Genomic DNA, 2,925 nt, shown 5'->3' with positions numbered 1-2,925 from the left:
CCTTCCAACAGATGAACGAGCTCGTCCTCATTCTCGTGTACATGAAGAGAAACACCTTTTCCAGGCGGGCTTATGATCTCTATAGCAGAGAACACATTATTAGTTGCTCCGCTTTGCACTTTGTGTAGGAACTGGCTTCCGCCCATCAGAAGCTCATCTCCGCCTCCGGGCATAACTAGTATCGGGTCTTGCTTAAATTCACTGCTCATTTTTAAACACCTCCTTGTGTTTTGGTTTATGCATACTAAGTGCAAGGGGTGTGCCAAAGTTGGTGGAGAAGCTAAATAAGTGTTATAAATATCTGAAATGATTAACTATCTTTGGAGGGCAATGATGAATTGTTAAATATACTGGGATAATTATTAGTTGCGGAATAAAGCGATGTTGTGAAATAAAACGATTCTAAAGCTGAACATAAATCTATAGAGCTTTTAGTTTTTGCTTAGCTATATTTGCCTCAGGAGAGTCGGGATATTTATCAATTAAAGTTTTAAAGAAAAATCCTGCTTCTTTTTTTCTTCCTAAGTTTATAAGAGCATTTCCTTGTTTAAGATATGCGTTAGGAACGCGCCAGTCGGTTGGATAGTTGTCGATTAACTGCTGAAATTCTAAAATTGCATCTTCATATTTACGGTTCTTGTAGCTCTCGTCAGCTTTTGCGTATATATCATTTGCCGAGGGAGCTTTTTGCTCTTGTTTATCCTCCTCCTCGCCATTTTTGCTCGTAACGTTTTCTATTTTTCTATCCAGAGTAATACTTTTTTTCTGCATAGTTTCAATCTCGCCGGCTAAAAGCATTTGGTTGTTCTCAATTCGCTCAAAGTTACGGTTGTTCTGAGAATTATAGGTTTCAAGCTCTTCGATCATCTTATCCATTTTAGCTTCAAGTTTATCCTGCCGCTCACTGAGTTCATTAATAGAAGACGGAGTTACAAGACAACCAGCTAAAAATGTAGATGATAGCGCAAGTGCTAAACAATAGAATCTTATAGATTTGAGATATGAGATTATTATTTGACCCTTTGTCCCTTGTACTAAGTACGTCCTAATATAAATACCGCTTAAATTAAATTTACCTCAATCTTAGCAAATTATCTATCAAATAGCGAAAATATTGATATGAGTTGGGAATAATAGCAGGTAGAATTTTTTATAGTCTTAAAACTTAGGATAAGGGAACAATAATTGAATTTAAGTAAACAGATAACTCTGGGCTATGCATTGATGTTTTTGCTTATGCTTCTGATAAGCGGATTCTCAGTCTATAGCATATATAACCTGGACAAAGCGGCAGAGAACATCAAGGGCCGATACACAACTCTATCTAAGATTGTTTCTGATAAAGAGCAGGCTAATGAAGGATTTTTTGCAAATGAAATGCTCCTTGAGGCAGTAAAAATTTCTGATGATCAAATTAAATATTCTTATATTACCGTTTTTACAGTTATAGGCGTGATTTTAGTGTTTGGAATTATTCTTACGTTTTTTATTCCCAGGGTTATTACCAAACCAATTTTTAATCTATTTAAAGCTGCTGAGTCAGTGGGTGAGGGAGACTATTCCTACAGAGTAAAAGAGGTTAAATCAAGCAGTGAAATAAATACACTTATTCAAGCATTTAATCATATGATGGACAATATTGAGAATAATAATAAGGAGCTTCAGAAAAAGAATGACGAAATCCTAAAACTGCTTGATACTACAAAACGTTTTAATGAAATATTAGAAACCGAAATTGAACAAGCTACAAGAGAATTAAATGAGAAACATAAAACTTTAATAAAAACCGAGAAACTTGCAACCATAGGAGAGCTGGCCACTGGTGTTGCTCATGAAGTTCGAAACCCTCTTTCCGGAATAGCTATTGCGCTTGAATTAATGCGTGATGAAACACTCAACGATGAGCATAAGCAGACAATATCTGAAATTCTAGATGAAATTGTAAGACTTGAGAGAATCGTAAAAGGGCTTTTCCAGCTCGGCCATCCTAAGAGTCTGCAGCTTATTGAATGCCAGCCGAACGATATAGTTGAGAGAGCCCTTAGTCTTGTGACAATGAAAGCCAAGTCCAAGGGCGTAATAATTGAGAAGGAGCTTGAGTGTGGAAACCATTTCTACGTCGATCACGAACAAATAGAACAAGTTGTACTTAATCTGTTAATAAATGGCATAGATGCAACAGGCGGATTTGGAAAAGTAAGAGTTAAAACTACAAACCACAATGGAACAGTGGAAATTACAATATCTGACACTGGATGTGGGTTTGAGGAAGAAGAGGTGGAGAAAATACTTCAGCCTTTTTATTCAACCAAAGAAAAGGGCACAGGTCTTGGGCTTGCAATATCCAACAGAATTGTAGAGGCACATAGCGGTAAGATGCACATTAGCAGCAAGAAGGGAAGCGGGTCATCTTTCGTTGTGGAAATACCAAATAATCTAAATGAGGATTTCATTACTTGAACGTCTAGTTTTTAAGGGATGAGGATAATTTAATCATAAGGAAGGGAAAATGAGTTCGTTAATTTTAATTATTGAAGATGAAAAACTATTATCAAAACAGCTGCAAAAGGCTTTGACTCAAGAGGGGTATTTTGTAATAACCTCATTTGAGGCCCAAGAGGGGCTCCAAATCGCTAAGAGAGAAAACCCGGATTTAGTAATACTCGATCTTAAACTTCCTGATAGAGACGGACTCCAGGTTTTAAAGGATTTGTCGGGTTTTGAACAAATGCCGCCAACAATTATGATGACAGCGCACGGAAGCGTTGAGGTCGCGGTAACAGCAATTAGAGACGGAGCATATGATTTTATTGAGAAGCCTTTTCCACTAGATAAATTAAAAGTGATGGTTCGCAATGCGCTTAGAATAAGGGAACTAGATAATAGCTTAAGTGCAGTGGCAATGAGAGCACAGGAGAAATATGG

4 protein-coding genes are annotated in these 2,925 nt (G+C 37.1%); 2 read left to right on the top strand and 2 right to left on the bottom strand.

What is annotated here, in order from left to right; translation table 11 throughout:
• The coding region (locus AAF462_11370) for a cupin domain-containing protein (GenBank protein ID MEM7009722.1) at positions 1–209 on the bottom strand (209 nt) is incomplete at its 3' end.
• 211 nt (positions 210–420) lie between these two features.
• Positions 421–876 carry a tetratricopeptide repeat protein gene (locus tag AAF462_11365; GenBank protein MEM7009721.1) on the bottom strand — a complete coding sequence of 152 codons (456 nt, stop codon included), beginning with the start codon at positions 874–876 and terminating at the stop codon, positions 421–423.
• Between the two features lie 309 nt (positions 877–1,185).
• On the opposite strand from AAF462_11365, the gene AAF462_11360 reads away from it, so the two are divergent.
• Complete coding sequence (locus tag AAF462_11360; protein ID MEM7009720.1) at positions 1,186–2,460, top strand: ATP-binding protein; 1,275 nt, start codon at positions 1,186–1,188, stop codon at positions 2,458–2,460.
• 49 nt (positions 2,461–2,509) lie between these two features.
• Positions 2,510–2,925: response regulator (locus AAF462_11355; protein MEM7009719.1), on the top strand; the 416-nt coding region annotated here is incomplete at its 3' end.

The sequence above is a fragment of the Thermodesulfobacteriota bacterium genome (assembly GCA_039028315.1).
GTDB lineage: Bacteria > Desulfobacterota_D > UBA1144 > Nemesobacterales > UBA2774 > CR02bin9.
This window is presented reverse-complemented; position numbering and strand designations above follow the sequence as displayed.

Bases quoted from the DNA above. Each gene is read 5' to 3' on its own strand.
- AAF462_11365 (MEM7009721.1), bottom strand. From the start codon at position 876: ATGGATAAGATGATCGAAGAGCTTGAAACCTATAATTCTCAGAACAAC.